Source organism: Haematobacter missouriensis (assembly GCF_000740775.1).
GTDB lineage: Bacteria > Pseudomonadota > Alphaproteobacteria > Rhodobacterales > Rhodobacteraceae > Haematobacter > Haematobacter missouriensis.
The window spans coordinates 33901-50220 of record NZ_JFGS01000031.1 but is presented as its reverse complement, the minus strand read 5'-3'; the positions used below and the strand labels follow the sequence as shown (position 1 = coordinate 50220).

10 protein-coding genes are annotated in these 16320 nt (G+C 62.6%); 5 read left to right on the top strand and 5 right to left on the bottom strand.

What is annotated here, in order from left to right; translation table 11 throughout:
* Positions 1 to 213, top strand: a 213-nt coding sequence (locus CG51_RS20430) for a hypothetical protein (RefSeq protein ID WP_211254211.1), incomplete at its 5' end; no start/stop codon positions are given.
* 139 nt (positions 214 to 352) lie between these two features.
* On the opposite strand, the gene qatD is transcribed toward CG51_RS20430, so the two are convergent.
* The 5 genes from qatD to CG51_RS15445 are packed head-to-tail and all read right to left on the bottom strand — an operon-like array spanning position 353 to position 5620.
* A complete protein-coding gene (gene qatD / locus CG51_RS15465; protein ID WP_035746477.1) occupies positions 353 to 1108 on the bottom strand; it encodes a Qat anti-phage system TatD family nuclease QatD in 756 nt (251 codons plus the stop codon).
* Positions 1105 to 2475: a Qat anti-phage system QueC-like protein QatC gene (gene qatC, locus CG51_RS15460; protein WP_035746476.1), complete on the bottom strand. Its 1371-nt coding sequence runs from the start codon at positions 2473 to 2475 to the stop codon at positions 1105 to 1107. The genes qatD and qatC overlap by 4 nt, the downstream gene beginning before the upstream one ends.
* Positions 2472 to 3359: a Qat anti-phage system associated protein QatB gene (qatB, locus tag CG51_RS21065; protein WP_035746475.1), complete on the bottom strand. Its 888-nt coding sequence runs from the start codon at positions 3357 to 3359 to the stop codon at positions 2472 to 2474. The genes qatC and qatB overlap by 4 nt, the downstream gene beginning before the upstream one ends.
* On the bottom strand, positions 3359 to 5341 hold the full coding sequence (qatA, locus tag CG51_RS15450; RefSeq protein ID WP_035746473.1) for a Qat anti-phage system ATPase QatA: 1983 nt from the start codon (positions 5339 to 5341) through the stop codon (positions 3359 to 3361). The genes qatB and qatA overlap by 1 nt, the downstream gene beginning before the upstream one ends.
* A 42-nt stretch (positions 5342 to 5383) precedes the next feature.
* Positions 5384 to 5620 carry a DUF2188 domain-containing protein gene (locus CG51_RS15445; RefSeq protein ID WP_233141183.1) on the bottom strand — a complete coding sequence of 79 codons (237 nt, stop codon included), beginning with the start codon at positions 5618 to 5620 and terminating at the stop codon, positions 5384 to 5386.
* A gap of 104 nt (positions 5621 to 5724) precedes the next feature.
* On the opposite strand from CG51_RS15445, the gene CG51_RS15440 reads away from it, so the two are divergent.
* Genes CG51_RS15440 through CG51_RS15425 form a run of 4 tightly spaced genes read left to right on the top strand, consistent with a single transcriptional unit; the run spans position 5725 to position 16234 of the window.
* Positions 5725 to 6588: a WYL domain-containing transcriptional regulator gene (locus CG51_RS15440; protein ID WP_035746472.1), complete on the top strand. Its 864-nt coding sequence runs from the start codon at positions 5725 to 5727 to the stop codon at positions 6586 to 6588.
* Between the two features lie 25 nt (positions 6589 to 6613).
* Complete coding sequence (locus tag CG51_RS15435) at positions 6614 to 10126, top strand: helicase-related protein (protein ID WP_035746470.1); 3513 nt, start codon at positions 6614 to 6616, stop codon at positions 10124 to 10126.
* Positions 10123 to 12921, top strand: a complete 2799-nt coding sequence (locus CG51_RS15430; RefSeq protein ID WP_035746469.1) for a DUF1156 domain-containing protein — start codon at positions 10123 to 10125, stop codon at positions 12919 to 12921. Before CG51_RS15435 ends, CG51_RS15430 begins: the two co-directional genes overlap by 4 nt.
* A 13-nt stretch (positions 12922 to 12934) precedes the next feature.
* Positions 12935 to 16234, top strand: coding sequence for a DUF499 family protein (locus CG51_RS15425; protein ID WP_035746468.1), 3300 nt, complete (start codon positions 12935 to 12937; stop codon positions 16232 to 16234).
* Positions 16235 to 16320 lie beyond the last annotated feature (86 nt).

Sequence of the window (16320 nt, the reverse complement as noted above, 5' to 3'; positions counted from 1 at the left end):
CGGCTACGTTCTCGATGCTCTGCTGCAAACCCCTATTGCCGGATCAGCAATCTCGTCGATTCCGGCGTCGCCAAACGCCAGACAGCGGCAGCGCACCTGAAGGCGATGGTCTCTGAAGGACTGCTGGAAGAAGTAAGGGTCGGGCGGGAAAACCTCTACATCAATCCGACCCTTCTGGCGCTGCTATCGGAACGAGGCCAGACAAACATCTGACCTAGCGCTGTTTCAGCCTGGGAAGCAAGCTCTGCTATTCGTGGATATAAATAGCCCGAGGCAACCTGTCCTGTCCTCATCCCGTCCCGTTCCAGAGGTGGAATCTCTCGGCGATCATAGGCTGCTTCTTGGCTATAGCCTATCGTAGCAGCGATTTCAGGTTGGACTGGATTGCCCTATCAATCACGCTTGGATCTAATTTGCGTGCGTGTGCGATTGCTATGACCGCTTTCGGCGCATCGGCCGGCGCGGCAGGCCGACCGTCGATCTGGGTGAAAGGTCCATCCGTTTCGGTCAAGATCCGATCCAAGGGCAACTCGGCGACAAGCGCACGGCCGCGATCCGAACGCATCATCTCGGCGTTGATAGAGAAATAGCAACCGAGGGCCGCAGCACGCCGGGCCTCGGCCTTGGTTCCGGTGAACCAGTGCAAAACGACGGCTCCCCGGTCTTGCGGGAGATGGCGCTCGATCATTTCGAGCACCGCCGGTACGCTGCGGACGCTGTGTACGGTGAGGATCTTGCCACCGGCCTCGGCACATCGTTCAAGGACCGCGCGAAACACATGCTTCTGAGCGTCGAGCGATTTGTAGAATCGAGGACCGGCGTCGAGACCGACCTCGCCGACATAGCGCGTCTCCGGCAGGTGCCGTTCCCACAGTGCCAGTTCACCGGCCCGTTCCGCCACGAGTTGCGGGTGTAAACCGAGTGCGGCGCGCACATAGCGCGTGGCGCGCGTCAGCTGGTGATTGCGCGGCCAAGCCTTCGGTGTGGTGGTGACGGTCAGCGTGTAAACTCGCGCCGCTTCCGCTTTCGCGATCGCGGCTTCGAAGTCGGGATAGAGATCGAGATGGCAGTGGAAATCGACGCCGCCGAGAGGGACCTCATCGCTCATCCGGGCTGTGTCCTCACCCCAGTCAACAGAGCGCCCACTTCCTCGAGGCCACGGCGATAGACGTCGGCCAGCGACACTTGGCGAGTCGGACACTCATCGAAGAGCGGGCCGGGTTTGTGAATGAGGATGGGTGCCAAGGCGGGCCTGGCGCGGAGCCGCTCGATCGCGAGTTGAAAGGACCGGACCTGTACGCCCTCGGATTGGCGCGTGTCGAGAATGCGGGCGGCCAGGTCGTCGAGCGTGTAGACGGTCGAGTCGGCGCCGGGACCAAGTCCTTTGAGAAGCGCGGCGCGGCGGATCAGGCATGGCAGGCAATATCCGCAATGCTGCGTGCCGAGCCCCTGCCAGCGTCCCTTGGTGGGAGACGCGCAAGACAAGGACGTCGGCGTAAGGCGCGTCAACAGCGCCCCGTTGGCGCATGCGGCCACCATCTCGCCCTTCGTCTTGTCCCAATAGGGATTCTCGATGCAGCCCGCGATGCCCAGAGCGGTGAGCGCGTCGTTCCAGCGGGCGATGTAGAACGGGTGCGTGGTCCGCGTACTCAGCGCGCCGAGGCGGAGAGGATCGAGCGGCACATTGACCGCGATCAGGCCGTTCTCGGGCACATTCAGCGTGAACGGACCGTCGAGCCCGCTGCCTGCGAACACGCCCAAGGCGAAGAAGAGGAAGGAACGACCGCGCGTGGTGTTCTCAGCGGTGGTTCCACGGATGAAGCCGTCGGGGAAGGCCATCCAAAGCCGCAAGCGTTGGAAAGCATTGGCCGGATAGTGCGCCTTCAACGCATCGAAGATCGTGGTCTGGGCGTCGCTCGTCGCGCCCTCGCCGGCATGACTGATGAGGAGCGGCGTGCGGCCGGCTTCGAGCGCGTCGATGGCGCCGATCAAGCTGTCGAGTCCGCCGGAAAAGAGCGCCAAATCATTGAAGGGTGGACCGATGAGCCTGCCAGGCACCGTCGGCACGACTCGCGCGAAACGACGGGGCCGCGCCCGGAACCCGAGCGACCAGCGATCTCCGGTCAAGAAATTCAGCATCCTCTCAAACGTCGGCGCCGCCGACGTCCATCGATCGGGATCGGAAACTGGCACGATCAGGCGAAGTTCCCGTGTCCAGCCGTCCTGGGACTCGCTATCGCGCGACACGCGAGTGTCGGCGACGTGAACGTGGGCGGCGAGAACCAAGACGTCCACGCCCATCTCGGTTGGATAGAGGCCGAGCCGAACCAGATCGCCCAGCGCATGGCCGATCCCGTGATCGAGCGTGCGTTCGCCCACGACCAGGTCGAGGCGGGTTTCGATCTCGCCGTCGCCGAGTGACAACCGGCTGCGGTCGCCCAGACCGTAGCGACCAATGATGACGTGTCGTCTCATGCTCCCTCCGCTTCGGCGTCGCCCATGATTTGCAGGATGCCGAACGCCTGCTCGTAGATGCCGCCGACGAAGGTGAGTACGCGATCGGGCGTCAGTGCGGCGACGGCCGCGCGTGCCGTCGTCAGAGCGTCGGCGACGGCACGCCGGATGAAATCGTTCAACTGCGCCTGGACCCGCGCCGCTTGGCGGCTGTCGGAGGGCAGGCTCACCGCCTTCAAACCGATGTCGTTGCAGAGCCGGGCCTCGATCGCGTTCGTCGCATAGAGCTCGAAGACAGTCTGCATCTGGTCGGGAGTTAGGCTGTCGAGGTCAGTTATCCCCGCGCCAGCCAGGTCGGCAATCGTCTCGACGAACGCCTCCCTGGCGATGCCTTCGTCGATGGTGCCGCCGTCCGGGCACACATAGTCGGCCAGCCCCAGGAATATCTCCTCGATCGGCCGGCCGGCGAGCGCGCCGAGATTGAGGGCGCGGAGCGCCTCGGTCGCGCCACGCCTTGCCGCGTCCGACAGGAAGCCGAGGAGGCGGCTGCCGGCGCCGCGCGCCGACCCCATCCGGGCTGCTGCCGTTCGCGCCCCACCCGAAGACGATCCGACATAATGAGATACGGCTCGGCCGAGGGCTTTGCGATCGTCTCCGCCGGAGCCGGCGAAGCGGGAGAAATTGCCACGGGCCGCCGAGAAGCGTGTTGGGTCCGCCGTCGGGGGAACGGGCGGCCTTTCGGGAGGTGCCGGTGGTCTGGCGGGCGGTTGGGCAGGTGGCGCGCCGCCGCCGTTGGGAGGTGTGGCTCCGTCTGGCGCGGCGGGCGGCGAACCTTCATTGCCGAGCCAACTCGGGACGAGCGGCGTGCCGCCGCCCTGGCCGCCGAAAGCGCTGGACGTGCCCATCAGCGTACTCCTTGGCGCGTGCGCAACACGCCATTGGCCGCAGCTTTGAGCATCGCTCCACCATCCTTTTCCCAGATCTGGAGTAGCCGATTAAATCGCTGCGTGGCTTCGACGTCCTTGAGCGCGCTCTCCCATCCTCTGCACGCCCACGGTCCCAGTCGGCCTTGGGGAAGCGCTTCGAGGAAGTCGAGGAGATCGCCCTGAAGAGTGGGGTGAGCTTTGACGAGGACGGCTAGGCCGTCCACGCCGGCCGGCTCGGTCTCGAAGATGTCGCTGCCGACGATACGCCCGCGCACCGCCTCGAAGACCTTGGCGGCTTCGGGAGACGCGAGGCGCTTCAGATCGCCTTCGAGACCCTGGACCGCGAGTTTCCCGCCGAAGAGCTGCTCGACGACGGTAGCCAGGTGTCCGAGCACAGAGGCGGCGCCGAAATAGTCCTTACGGTCCTTGGCGACGAACAGATAGGGACGGAGATCCTCGTCGCCTATCTTGGTTGGCACCGCGGCCCAGTCCTTGATGGTGGGCGACGAAAGCCACTCGCCCAACAGCGCACTGTCAGCTGCTTTCGGGGCCACCGGCTTGGGTGCGGCCTTATCCGCCGCATTGCCCTTGCCGGTTGCTGCCTTGGCCGGTTTCACCTTTTCCTCGTCGTTTCCCGTGCCGTTTGCGGTTGCTTCAAGTTCCGCCAAATCGGAGCATTTGCCATCCGGTGCGGTAGCGGCGGCAGCGGCGATCTGGTCGAACAGGCGCGGGAGGAACCGCTCGGCGAGCATCAGCTTGGCGAGAACGGGAAGCTTGACGTCATCGCCGAAACCGCGGGCTTCAGCGGTTCGCTGCCTCAAGACCAGTGTGTTGAGGAATCGTTTGATTTGACGCGGATTCCCCTTGGTCCCGCTGGCGAGTATCGGCCCGATCTGATCGCTGAGTGCCAGAGCGCTGTTCGCTCGCGGGGCTTTGTCGCCCAGCGCCGTCTTAACGGTGGCAGCATCGAGCGTGCCAGATGTCCATGGCCGCTTCAGCCGCTCGCGGGCGACGTCAATGAGGCTGTTGAAGGCCGGATCAACATCGCCGAGCTCTGCGCCCACGAGCAGCAGCGTCACATAGATGCGTGTCTCGGTGTCACCGAGAGCCGGAATGCGGAACGGCACCTGGATCAGCTTCTCCAGATAGTTTCGGGCATAGGTCTGCGGCCCAGTCGTGTCAGGCAAGTCAGGAAAATGTTTGCGCACCGCATATTCGATCATCGCTTCATCGGCGGCGACGACAAACGCGGTGCGTGACGTGAAGACGAAGAGGCGCACAGCTTCGAGCGTCTCGATTGCCGTGTCGGGAAGGCAGCGATCAAGGTCGTCGATTAGAACGACCAGTTGCTCGACGCCAGCTTTGTCGAGGAGACCGTCGAACGCCTTGCGGAAGGCGTTGATCTCTTCGGGCACGTTAGTCGATCCGCCTTCACCGGCCGGCTTCAACAAGTCTTTCACACCGTCGATGGCGGCTGCGACATTTTCCTTGGTGGCGAGTTTTGCTGGATCATCAAGAATTCCTTCGAGCGTCCCCACGATAGCCTGAATTTGCTCTGGTGTCGGGATACCGGTGAACGCAGTAAACGCGAGACCACCTGCCTTCTTCGCGACCTTCAGCCAGTCGATTCGACGGAAAACAGCCTTTACCTCTTCGCCTGCCTTGGTGAGGGCGGGCCGCTTTTCGACCAAACCAGTAACGATTCCCTCGATCAGAGCGATCTTGGCGTCTTCGAAGCCTTGGAAGCGCCAGCCGTTGAATTTGAGGCACAGGACCTTCGCTTCGCCCTCGAAACCGGCCTCGATCATCTCCAGAACGCTCGACTTGCCGGCACCCCAATCGCCATGGACGCCAACGGTCACCGGCTGATCCGGCCTATCGCGAAGGAGCTCGATGATCGTCGCGGCGATCGCCTCATTGTTGAGGAGATCGACCTTGGTCTCGTTGTCGGTCAGGATCATCGTGGGCTCCCAAGCTGGAAATGTGGCGATGCCGCCTCGGTCCTAGTGCTTCTTGTCCTTGGGCGGGTTCGGGTCATTGCCCAGCGGCACGGTGTCAGAATCCCGCCAGCGACCATCACGCCCCTGAATGCGGACTTCGCCGCCACCGAGATTGCGAACCGTCTGCTTTGCTGCCTGCTCGGCCGCGCGCTGCGTGGCGTGAACGCTGCTCGCCCTTTCGCCTCCAGGGGCTTTCACTGCCCAACCCTTCGGATGTTTGGTAACGTACCTGTCGGCCACTGCCCCCTCTCCTCTCATTGACTCGGCTGGGATGTCACATATATGAACTATACGCATCGCACGTCAATGACAGTATAGTTTCTCAACCCACAAAGGGATCAAAATTGCGCTGGGGCGTCGAACAAAGACTGGAGTTCATCGAGTTCCGCCTGTTCTGGGAGGGGTCGATAAACCGTTCTGATATCAAGGATTTCTTTGGCGTATCCGTCCCTCAGGCGTCGAAGGACCTGACACTCTATCAGGAACGCGCACCCGGAAACATCGAATATGACACCCGCGCCAAGCGCTACGTCGCCGCCGAGAAATTCGTTCTACGCTTCGTCGATCCGGACCCTTACGCCTATCTCTCCCAGCTTCGCTCGGTCGCCGAAGGCGTTGTCCCCGCGAGCGAGTCGTGGATTGCATCGCTTCCCAGCGCCGATGTCGCGCTGACCCCCAAACGGGACATCGACATCACGGTCCTGCGCAAGATTCTCGATGCCATCCGCGAGGGCGTGTCCATCGATGTCCTCTACCAGTCGATGAACAAGGTGCGGCCGGACCCCATCTGGCGACGGATCACGCCGCATGCCTTCGGTCATGACGGTTTCCGCTGGCACGCGCGGGCCTATTGCCACTTGGAGCACAAGTTCAAGGACTTCTTGTTGCCGCGCATCCTCGAAGTCGGCTCGCAGGGTGAGCCAGGCGAAGCCGGTGAGCAGGACTGGCTCTGGAACAACTACTTCGACGTAGTTATCGGGCCTCACCCTGCCCTTACCGAGAGCCAGAAGAAGGTCGTCGCCAAAGACTATGGGCTGGACCGCGGCAACGGCGCACTTTCCGTCCGCTACGCGATGCTTTTCTATGTGCTGAAACGGCTTGGTTTGCTTGGCGACGCTGCGAAGCAAAGTGCCTATACGCAGCATATTGTGACAGTAAATCGTAAGGAGACGGAGGCCGCCCTGGAGAAGGCGGGGCTTCGACTTTGAACGTGCCGAAAGGAAGTGCTGACCGATGACAGCAAGGCTTGAAGACATCAAGAACGGCGCATCGGTGCGGGGAATTGCCTCGATCCAACCCGTGCAGGTCGTGTCAGTGGACTGGATCGGCGATCAGGCAATCAACGTCGTCTATCGCGACCACAACGGCACGGTGGCTGAAGCTGTCCTTTATCGAGACGATGAGCATCGTCTTGATGTCGAGCAGAACGGACGGCCCTGGTCGTTCGACGCGGATGGTGCCCTGCTGCGCCTGGTGACGGAAGCCAACCGCATCAAGCTGGCGCATTTTTTCGACCCGTATCTGGCGATCCACACGAGCCTCGTCGATCCGCTGCCACACCAGATTTCGGCGGTCTATGGCGAGATGCTGCCGCGGCAGCCGCTTCGCTTCCTGCTCGCCGACGATCCCGGTGCCGGCAAGACAATCATGGCAGGCCTGCTCATCAAGGAACTTATCGCCCGCAGCGATCTCGAACGCTGTCTCGTCGTTGCGCCGGGCAGCTTGGTCGAACAGTGGCAGGACGAACTCGGCCAGAAGTTCAATCTCGAATTCGACATCCTGTCCCGTGACATGATCGAGAACTCGCGGTCAGGCAATCCGTTCAGCGACCGGGATCGGCTGATCGTCCGCCTCGACGTGCTGGCGCGCAACGAGGAGCTTCAGGAGAAGCTCATGAGCGCCCGTGAATGGGACCTGATCATCTGCGACGAAGCCCACCGCATGTCAGCCACCTATTTCGGGGGCGAGGTCAAATATACGCGGCGCTATCAGGTCGGCCAGAAGCTCGGCCAGGTCTGCCGGCATCTGCTGCTCATGTCGGCGACACCGCACAACGGCAAGGAAGAGGATTTCCAGCTCTTCATGGCCCTGCTCGATGGCGATCGGTTCGAGGGCAGGTTCCGGGACGGCGTCCACTATGCCGACACCGAAGACATGATGCGGCGGCTGACCAAGGAGGAACTGCTCAAGTTCGATGGCCGGCCGCTCTTCCCCGAGCGGCGGGCGCGCACGGTCAAGTATCAGCTCTCGGAAGGAGAAGCCGCGCTCTACACCGCCGTCACCGAATATGTTCGCACCGAGATGAACCGTGTGCAGCGCTTCGCCGAGGGAGACGGGAAGAAGCGCAACAATGTCGGCTTTGCCTTGCAGATCCTGCAGCGGCGTCTCGCCTCATCGCCGGCCGCCATCTACCAGTCGCTCAAGCGCCGGCGCGAACGGCTGGAAAACGAGTTGGGCGAAGCGCGCCTTGCCGCCAAGGGCCGCCGGGCCGGTTTCGACGAGCCGACTATCAACACCGACATGCTGGGCAACATGGAGGAATACGGGCAGGAGGAAATAGACGAGCTCGAGGATCTGATCTCGACCGGCGCGACAACAGCCGAGACGGTCGAGCAACTTGCACTGGAGGTTGAGACGCTGAAGGGCCTGGAGTCTATGGCACTTGGCGTGCTGCGTTCGGGCGTGGACACGAAGTGGAGCCAGCTCAATCGTATTCTTGACGACGACCTCATGATCGACGCCGCCGGCAATCGCCGCAAGCTGATCATCTTCACCGAACCCAAGGACACCTTGCACTACCTGCTCGACAAGGTGCGGGCTCGGCTCGGTAACACGCAAGCCGTGGAAGTGATCCACGGCGGCGTCTCGCGCGAGGAACGGCGCAAGGTTGTCGAGCGGTTCATGCAGGACAAGGACATGCTGGTCCTGATCGCCAACGACGCGGCCGGCGAGGGCGTGAACCTCCAGCGCGGCCACCTGATGGTGAACTACGACCTGCCGTGGAATCCGAACAAGATCGAGCAGCGGTTCGGCCGCATCCACCGCATCGGCCAGACCGAGGTTTGCCACCTCTGGAATCTCGTCGCGGCCGACACGCGCGAGGGCGAGGTTTATGCGCGGCTGCTTGAAAAGCTGGAAGCCGCGCGCGAAGCCCTCGGCGGGCGCGTCTATGATGTACTTGGCGAGCTGTTCGAGGGAACGGCGCTCAAGGATCTACTGTTCGAAGCCATCCAGTATGGCGAGCAGGAAGACGTCAAGGCGCGCCTCTTCCAGCAGGTCGATGGCGCCGTCGATCAGGGGCATCTGCTGGAACTGTTGCGCCGCCGGGCGCTGTCCAACGACACCATGCCGGAGGGGAAGGTCGAGGAGTTGCGACTCGAAATGGAGCGCGCAGAAGCGTTGCGCCTGCAGCCGCACCACATCCAGAGCTTCTTCGTCGAAGCGTTCCAGCATCTGGGCGGTCGTCTCAAGCGCCGCGAGGAGGGCCGCTGGGAGATCACCCATGTGCCCGCGCGCATCCGCGAGCGTGATCGTCAGATCGGCACCGGGGCACCGATCCAGAAGCAGTATGAGCGCATCTGCTTCGAAAAGGACAAGATCAACCAGCAGCCCGTTGCCGCCTTCGTCTGCCCCGGCCACCCACTACTCGAAGCTGTGATCAGCCTGATCCGAGAACAGTATGAGCAGATCATGCGGCAAGGCGCGATCCTTGTGGACGACACGGATTCGGGCGACGCATTGTCAGCGATCTTCCTGCTGGAGCACACGGTCCAGGACGGTCGCGTGACCAGCGCCGGCAAGCCGCATGTGATTTCGCAGCGGCTTCAGTTCGCCGCTATCGACAAGACCGGCCAGACCATCAACGCGGGGATTGCGCCGCACCTCAACCTTCGACCAGCCACGGCCGAGGAGGTTGCCAGTGTCAGCGACCTCCTGGCTGAAGACTGGCTGACCACCGAACTGGAAAAAGCGGCTGTCCGGTTCGCAACGGTGGAGCTTGCCCAGCGCCATGTCGCCGAGGTCAAGGCGCGACGCCTGCCCGAGATCGAAAAGGTCGAGCGGGAAGTCCGCGCGCGGCTGAAGAAGGAAATCAACTATTGGGACTCGCGCGCCTTCGAATTGAAGGAAGAGGAGCGGGCCGGCAAGAAGACGCGGGTCAACTGGCAGAACGCGCAGCGCCGGGCCGAGGAACTGGCGGAACGTCAGAAACGCCGCATGGATCAACTCGAACGTGAGCGTTTCATTTCATCGCAGCCCCCGCGCGTGCGGGGCGGCATGGTCGTCATTCCGCGCGGGCTTCTGGACGCGCGCCAGACCCCCACCTCACCGGGTGTGCCGAACCATTTCGCGGAAGACCCCGCCGCGCGCCGTGCGATCGAACTTGCCGCGATGGAGGCCGTCATGGCGGCCGAGCGCGCCTTGGGCAACGAGCCCACCGACGTATCCGCGCAGAAGATCGGCTACGACATCGCTTCGCTCGATCCCCGCGCCGGGCATCTGCGCTTCATCGAGGTCAAGGGCCGCATCGACGGCGCCGACACGGTGATGTTGACCCGGCAGGAGATCATCACCTCGCTGCACGAACCGGGCAAATACGTCCTGGCCATCGTCCAGATCGACAGCGGCTTTGCCCGTGAGCCGCGATATGTCCGGGGGGCGTTGTCGGAGCACGAGCCCGCGTTCGAACACACCGCGATCCAGTTTAATCTAAAGCGCCTGCTTGAGCGGGCAGAGGTGCCCGCATGACCCAACCCTACAAGAAGAAACTGATCGAAGTCGCCATCCCGCTCGAGGCCATCAACGCCGCCTCGGCTCGGGAGAAGTCGATCCGGCATGGGCACCCCTCCACCCTGCATCTGTGGTGGGCGCGGCGGCCGTTGGCGGCGTGCCGGGCGGTGCTGTTTGCGCAGCTGGTGGACGATCCCTCCAGCCTCCCCGACCAGTTCCCCACCCATGAGGATCAGGAGCGCGAGCGGCAGCGGCTGTTTGCCATCATCGAGGACCTGGTGAAATGGGAGAACTCGACCAACGAGGAGGTGCTGGAACGCGCGCGGGCGGAAATCCGACGCTCGTGCGGCGGGGTGCTGCCGCCGGTCTATGACCCGTTCTCGGGCGGCGGGTCGATCCCGCTCGAGGCGCAGCGGCTGGGCCTGCCGGCCTATGGGTCCGACCTGAACCCGGTGGCGGTGATGATCGGCAAGGCGATGATCGAGATCCCACCGAAGTTCAAGGACATGCCCCCGATCCACCCCGGCATCAAGGAACGGTCGTTCTATCGCAACGCCGAGGGGCTGGCCGAGGATGTGAAATATTACGGCGAATGGATGCGCGAGAAGGCGTGGGAGCGTATCGGGCATCTTTACCCGCAGGTGGACCTGCCAAAGGAGTATGGAGGAGGAAAGGCGACGGTGATCGCCTGGATCTGGGCGCGGACGGTGCCGAGCCCAGACCCGGCATTCGCGGATGTGCAGGTGCCGATTGCATCGAGCTTTCTGCTGAGTTCCAAGGCCGGACGCGAGGCTTGGGTCGAGCCCGTCGTGGACCGTCACGCCAAGACCATCAGCTATCGCATCCGGCAGGGCGGAACGAAGGCCGAGCTTGCGGCGGCGAAAGAGGGCACCAAGGCCGGTCGTGGAGCCAACTTCCGTTGCATCATCTCGGATACGGCAATCACGCCGGACTATGTGAAAGCCAAGGGCAAGGCCGGCCAAATGGGGCAGACCCTGATTGCCATCGTGGCCGAGGGCAACCGCAGCCGCGCCTATGTCGAACCGAAGGCCGATCATGCCGAACTGGCGCTTTCCGCCAAGCCGGAATGGTCGCCGGAAACGCCCCTGCCGAGCGATCCGCGCAATTTCTGGACGGTGGATTACGGACTTGATACGTTCGGAAAACTGTTCACCAACCGCCAGCTTGTCGCGTTGAACACGTTCAGCGATCTGGTGCATGAGGCGCGGGCGCAGGTTCAGGCCGACGCCCTCGCCGCCGGGATGCCCCCCGACGAAACCCCGCTCCGCGACGGCGGCAAGGGCGCAAAAGCCTATGCCGAGGCGGTGAGCGTGTATCTGGGTTTTGGCGTTAGCCGCCTGTCTGATATTCAAAACTCACTTTGCCGTTGGGAGTCATCGAAGACACAAGTTCGGAACTTGTTTGGCCGACAGGCCATCCCGATGCTGTGGGACTTTGGCGAGAACAATGCATTCGCCGATGCCGCTGGAGATTACCGAACAAGCCTTGGCAGTATCGTCAAAGTCATTGAACGCTTCAGCCCTCGTGCAGATGGACTAGAGCGAAACCACGACGCTCAAACGGTTGACTACCCCGTTGGGACGGTTATTTCGACTGATCCACCTTACTATGATAATATCGGCTATGCCGATCTTTCGGACTTTTTCTTCTGTTGGCTAAAGCCCGCGCTTCGCCCAGTTTATCCAGATATTTTCGGGGTGCTAGCAACCCCCAAGGCTGAGGAACTCGTCGCGACGCCATATCGGCATGGCGGCAGAGATGCGGCCGAGGCATTTTTCATGGACGGCATGGGAAAAGCTATCGCAAATATGGCGCAACAGTCGTCTGATGCCTTCCCCGCCTCGATCTATTACGCATTCAAGCAGAGCGAGATAGACCAAGAAGGCATCAGTTCCACCGGCTGGGCAACCTTTCTGCAAGCCGTGGTCGAGGCCGGTTATGCCGTCGTCGGCACATGGCCGATGCGCACCGAAATGGCGAACCGGATGATCGCCGCGGGCACCAACGCCCTCGCCAACTCGGTCGTGCTTGTCTGCCGCAAGAAGGAGGCCTCCGCCGAGGTCATCACCCGGGCCGAGTTCATCCGCGCGTTGAGGCGCGAACTGCCCCCGGCCATCGCCGAGCTTCAGGCCGCCAACATCGCCCCCGCCGACATGCCGCAATCGGCCATCGGCCCCGGCATGGGCGTGTTCTCGCGCTACCGGGCCGTGCTGGAATCCGACGACAGCCCGATGAGCGTCAAGACCGCGCTGCAACTGATCAACCGGGAACTGGACGAATATCTCGGCGGCATCGAGGGCGAGTTCGATTCTGAGTCCCGCTTTGCCATCACCTGGTTCCAGCAGAACGGCAACGGCAAGGGGGATTACGGCGTGGCCGACAACCTCGCCCGCGCGCGCGGCATTTCGGTCGAAAGCGTCAAGCACGCCGGAATCGTCGAAAGCGCGGCAGGCAAGCTCCGCATCCTGACCCGCGACGAACTTGCCGAGGATTGGGAGCCGGAGAGCGACGGCCACCTGACGGTGTGGGAATGCCTCCAGCACCTCGTCAAGGCGCATGAGCGGGACGGCATCTCGCACGATGCCGCCGTGTTGCTGAAAAAGATCGGCAGCCAGGCCGAGGCGGTGAAAGACCTAGCCTATTGCCTTTACGACATCAGCGCGAACAAGCGGAAGGATGCGAAGGAGGCCACGGCCTACAACGCCCTGATCGCCGACTGGGCCGAACTGACGAAGGCGGCTGCGGGCATTCACGACACAAGCGGGGATCGCCAGATCCGTATGGGATTCTGAGGGGAGCCAGAACATGGCCAAAAGCACGCGGCAATATGTATTCGAGGGGATGGAACTGATCCCGACGGCGCTGATCCCCTTTGTCGAGAAGCGGCTGGAAACCGCGATCAAGGGGCATTGGCAGCTTGAGGTGGTCCAGCGCGTTCAGGGGTTGCGCCCGAACTCGACCGGGAATGTGGGCTGGGACCAGCAGGGCTTGCTCAAGACCATGATGGCCTTCTGGAAGGAGGCGTTCGCCACGGTCCTCGGGCACCCGGAGCGGTCCTATGTGTCCGAGCTGCTGGATGTGCGCAACAAGCTCTCGCACAACGAGCCGTTCACCTATGACGATGCCGAGCGCGCGCTGGACAGCATGCGCCGCCTGATGGAAGCGATCAGCGCCGGAGAGGTCGCCGCCGAGATCGGCAAGATGCGCGACACCATCCTGCGCACGAAATTCACCGAACTGGCGCGCAACGAGGAGCGGCGCAAAAGCCAGCGGCTGGAAATCTCGGTCGAGACGGTGGCGGGCCTGCTGCCGTGGCGCGAGGTGGTCGAGCCGCACCAGGATGTGGCGACGGGGGAGTTCCAGCAGGCCGAGTTCGCGGCCGACCTCGCCAAGGTGCATACGGGCAGCGCGCCGGCCGAGTATCGCGATCCGAAGCAGTTTTTCAGCCGGACCTATCTGACCGAAGGATTGAGCACGCTGCTAATCGGCGCGGCCAAGCGCCTTGCGGGTGCTGGCGGGGATCCGGTGGTCGAGTTGCAAACGAATTTCGGCGGCGGCAAGACACACTCGATGTTGGCGCTTTACCACATGGCGGGGCCGACGCCGGTTCAGGACTTGTCGGGGCTGGACCAGTTGCTCGACAAGCAGGGGCTGAGCGTTCCGAAGGCTATCCGCCGCGCGGTGCTGGTCGGCACGTCGCGGGGACCGCAAGACGTGCTGAACGCCGAGGGTGGCCGGAAGATCCGCACGACCTGGGGCGAATTGGCATGGCAGCTTGGCGGGCCGGAAGGCTTCGACATGGTGGCGGAGAATGACGCCAGCGGCATTGCGCCGGGCTCGAACCTGCTTGAGGCGCTCTTCAAGACATACGCGCCCTGCCTGATCCTGATCGACGAATGGGTCGCCTATCTGCGGCAGATCTACAAGGTCGAGGGGCTGCCGTCCGGTTCGTTCGACGCGAACCTGTCTTTCGTCCAGTCGCTGACCGAGGCGGTCAAGGCCAGCCCCGGCACTCTGCTGGTGGCGTCCTTGCCAGCGTCGCAGATCGAGGTCGGCGGCGAAGGTGGGCAAGAAGCACTTGCCCGCCTCAAGCAGACCTTCAGCCGCGTGGAGTCCTCATGGCGACCGGCAAGCCAGGAAGAAAGCTATGAGATCGTCCGGCGGCGGCTGTTCAAGGAAATCCCCGGCGACAAGTTCCATCACCGCGACAACACGCTGAAGCAGTTCGCCAAGCTGTACCGGGAAAACGCCAACGACTTCCCGCAGGGTTGTGCCGACGAAGATTACCGGCGCAAGCTGGAAAAAGCCTATCCGATCCATCCCGAACTGTTCGATCAGCTTTATACGAGTTGGGGATCGCTGGAAAAATTCCAGCGCACACGCGGCGTGTTGCGCCTGATGGCGCAGGCCATTCACGAGCTTTGGATGAGCGGTGACCCCTCGGTGATGATCATGCCCGGCAGCGTGTCGGTCAGTTCGCCGCGCGTTGAGCCGGAGTTGCTGCATTATCTCGACGTGACCTGGCAGTCGATCATCGCCGGCGATGTCGATGGCACGGCATCCACGCCATACAAGATCGACCAGTCGGCACCGAACCTGAACCGCTATTCGGCGACTCGGCGCGTTGCGCGCACGATCTTCATGGGCACAGCTCCGACGCACCAGCAGCAGAATACCGGCCTCGACGACAAGCAGATCAATCTCGGGGTCGTGCAGCCGGGCGAGCGTCCGGCGATCTTCGGCGATGCACTGCGGCGGTTGACCAACCAGGCGAAGTTCATGCACGCCGATCTTGGCCGCTACTGGTACTCGATGTCGGCGAGCCTCAACCGTATCGCAGCGGATAAGGCGGCACAGATTGAAGCGGCACTGGTCGATGTGACAATCGACGCGGAACTCGGGAAATATGTAAATGGCCTCGCCGATCGCGGGCATTTCGACGCGGTTCAGGTCGCGCCGGCCTCGTCAGCCGAAGTCCCCGATGAGGCGGGCGGCGTGCGTGCCGTTGTGCTGGGGGTCCAGCATCCGCATAACGGGCGCGACGGTTCGGACGCGCTGGTCGAGGCGAAAGACATCTTGATGCAGCGCGGCAGCACGCCGCGCGTCTATCGCAACATGCTGGTATTCATCGCTGCGGAAAGTCGGCAACTCGATAATCTGAAGGATGCCGTGCGCGCCTCCCTTGCCTGGGGCGAGATCGTCCGTGACACCGAGCGGCTCAACCTCACCCAGAGCGACAGTGCGCTGGCCAAGACACAACTGTCGGAGGCCAACGAGACGATGAAGACGCGCCTGAAAGAGGCATGGTGCTATCTGCACTATCCGACCCAGGAGAGCGCCCAGGCTGACTGGGAATGGGTGTCGGGCAAAATTCCGGCGCAGGACGGGCTGCTGGCGCGCGCCAGCAAGAAGCTGGTCGCCGAAGAAGGCTTGCTCGTGGAACTGGGGCCGTCTCGCCTCGACCGTGATCTCCAGAAATACATCTGGAACGGCAAGCCCCATCTGTCCCTGAAGGAACTGCGAGAGTTTCTCAATCGCTACATCTATCTTCCGCGCATCAAAAGCCAGGAGGTGCTGATCAAGGCCGTGCAGGCTGCCGTGAGCGGCATTCTGCCCGGCCCCTTTGCCTATGCCGAGCGGTGGGACGAGAAGACAGGCACCTATCTGGGTCTCGCGATCTCACACGCTGGCAACGCCGTTGTGGTCATCGATAGCGACAGCATTATTGTGAAACCGGATGTTGCGGAAACACATAGACCGTCGCCAGTGCCGCCTGAGCCGACCGGTAATCCCGACGAGGCGACCGAGACCTCAGGGGAAACTAGCGGTAGCCAGAACACCGGCGGTACATCAGAATCCACCACCACGGAAAAGAGGCCGACCCGATTTGCCGGAACGGTGATGGTATCTGCCGAGAGGCCGGCGCGGGACATGCACCAGATCGTTGAGGCCATCGTCGAACAACTCACCATCATTCCCGGTAGCGATGTGAAGTTGAGGCTCGAAATCGAAGCCGAGGTCCCTTCTGGCCTCGATCGGGCAAAGGTCAGAACGCTGGTCGAAAACGCCAACACACTCGGGTTCATCGAAAAGTCGGTCGAATAGTCGAGATGGGTTGCTCGTCGTCCCGCAGGTAAGAATGATGGTACAAATTGGCCACGGCAGCGGTGGCGTGATTCAGAAAGTAGGGA

Coding starts and splice junctions, on each gene's coding strand:
- qatD (WP_035746477.1), bottom strand. CDS start 1,108: ATGAGCGATGAGGTCCCTCTCGGCGGCGTCGATTTCCACTGCCATCTC.
- CG51_RS15435 (WP_035746470.1), top strand. CDS start 6,614: ATGACAGCAAGGCTTGAAGACATCAAGAACGGCGCATCGGTGCGGGGA.
- qatC (WP_035746476.1), bottom strand. CDS start 2,475: ATGAGACGACACGTCATCATTGGTCGCTACGGTCTGGGCGACCGCAGC.
- CG51_RS15430 (WP_035746469.1), top strand. CDS start 10,123: ATGACCCAACCCTACAAGAAGAAACTGATCGAAGTCGCCATCCCGCTC.
- qatB (WP_035746475.1), bottom strand. CDS start 3,359: ATGGGCACGTCCAGCGCTTTCGGCGGCCAGGGCGGCGGCACGCCGCTC.
- qatA (WP_035746473.1), bottom strand. CDS start 5,341: ATGATCCTGACCGACAACGAGACCAAGGTCGATCTCCTCAACAATGAG.
- CG51_RS15425 (WP_035746468.1), top strand. CDS start 12,935: ATGGCCAAAAGCACGCGGCAATATGTATTCGAGGGGATGGAACTGATC.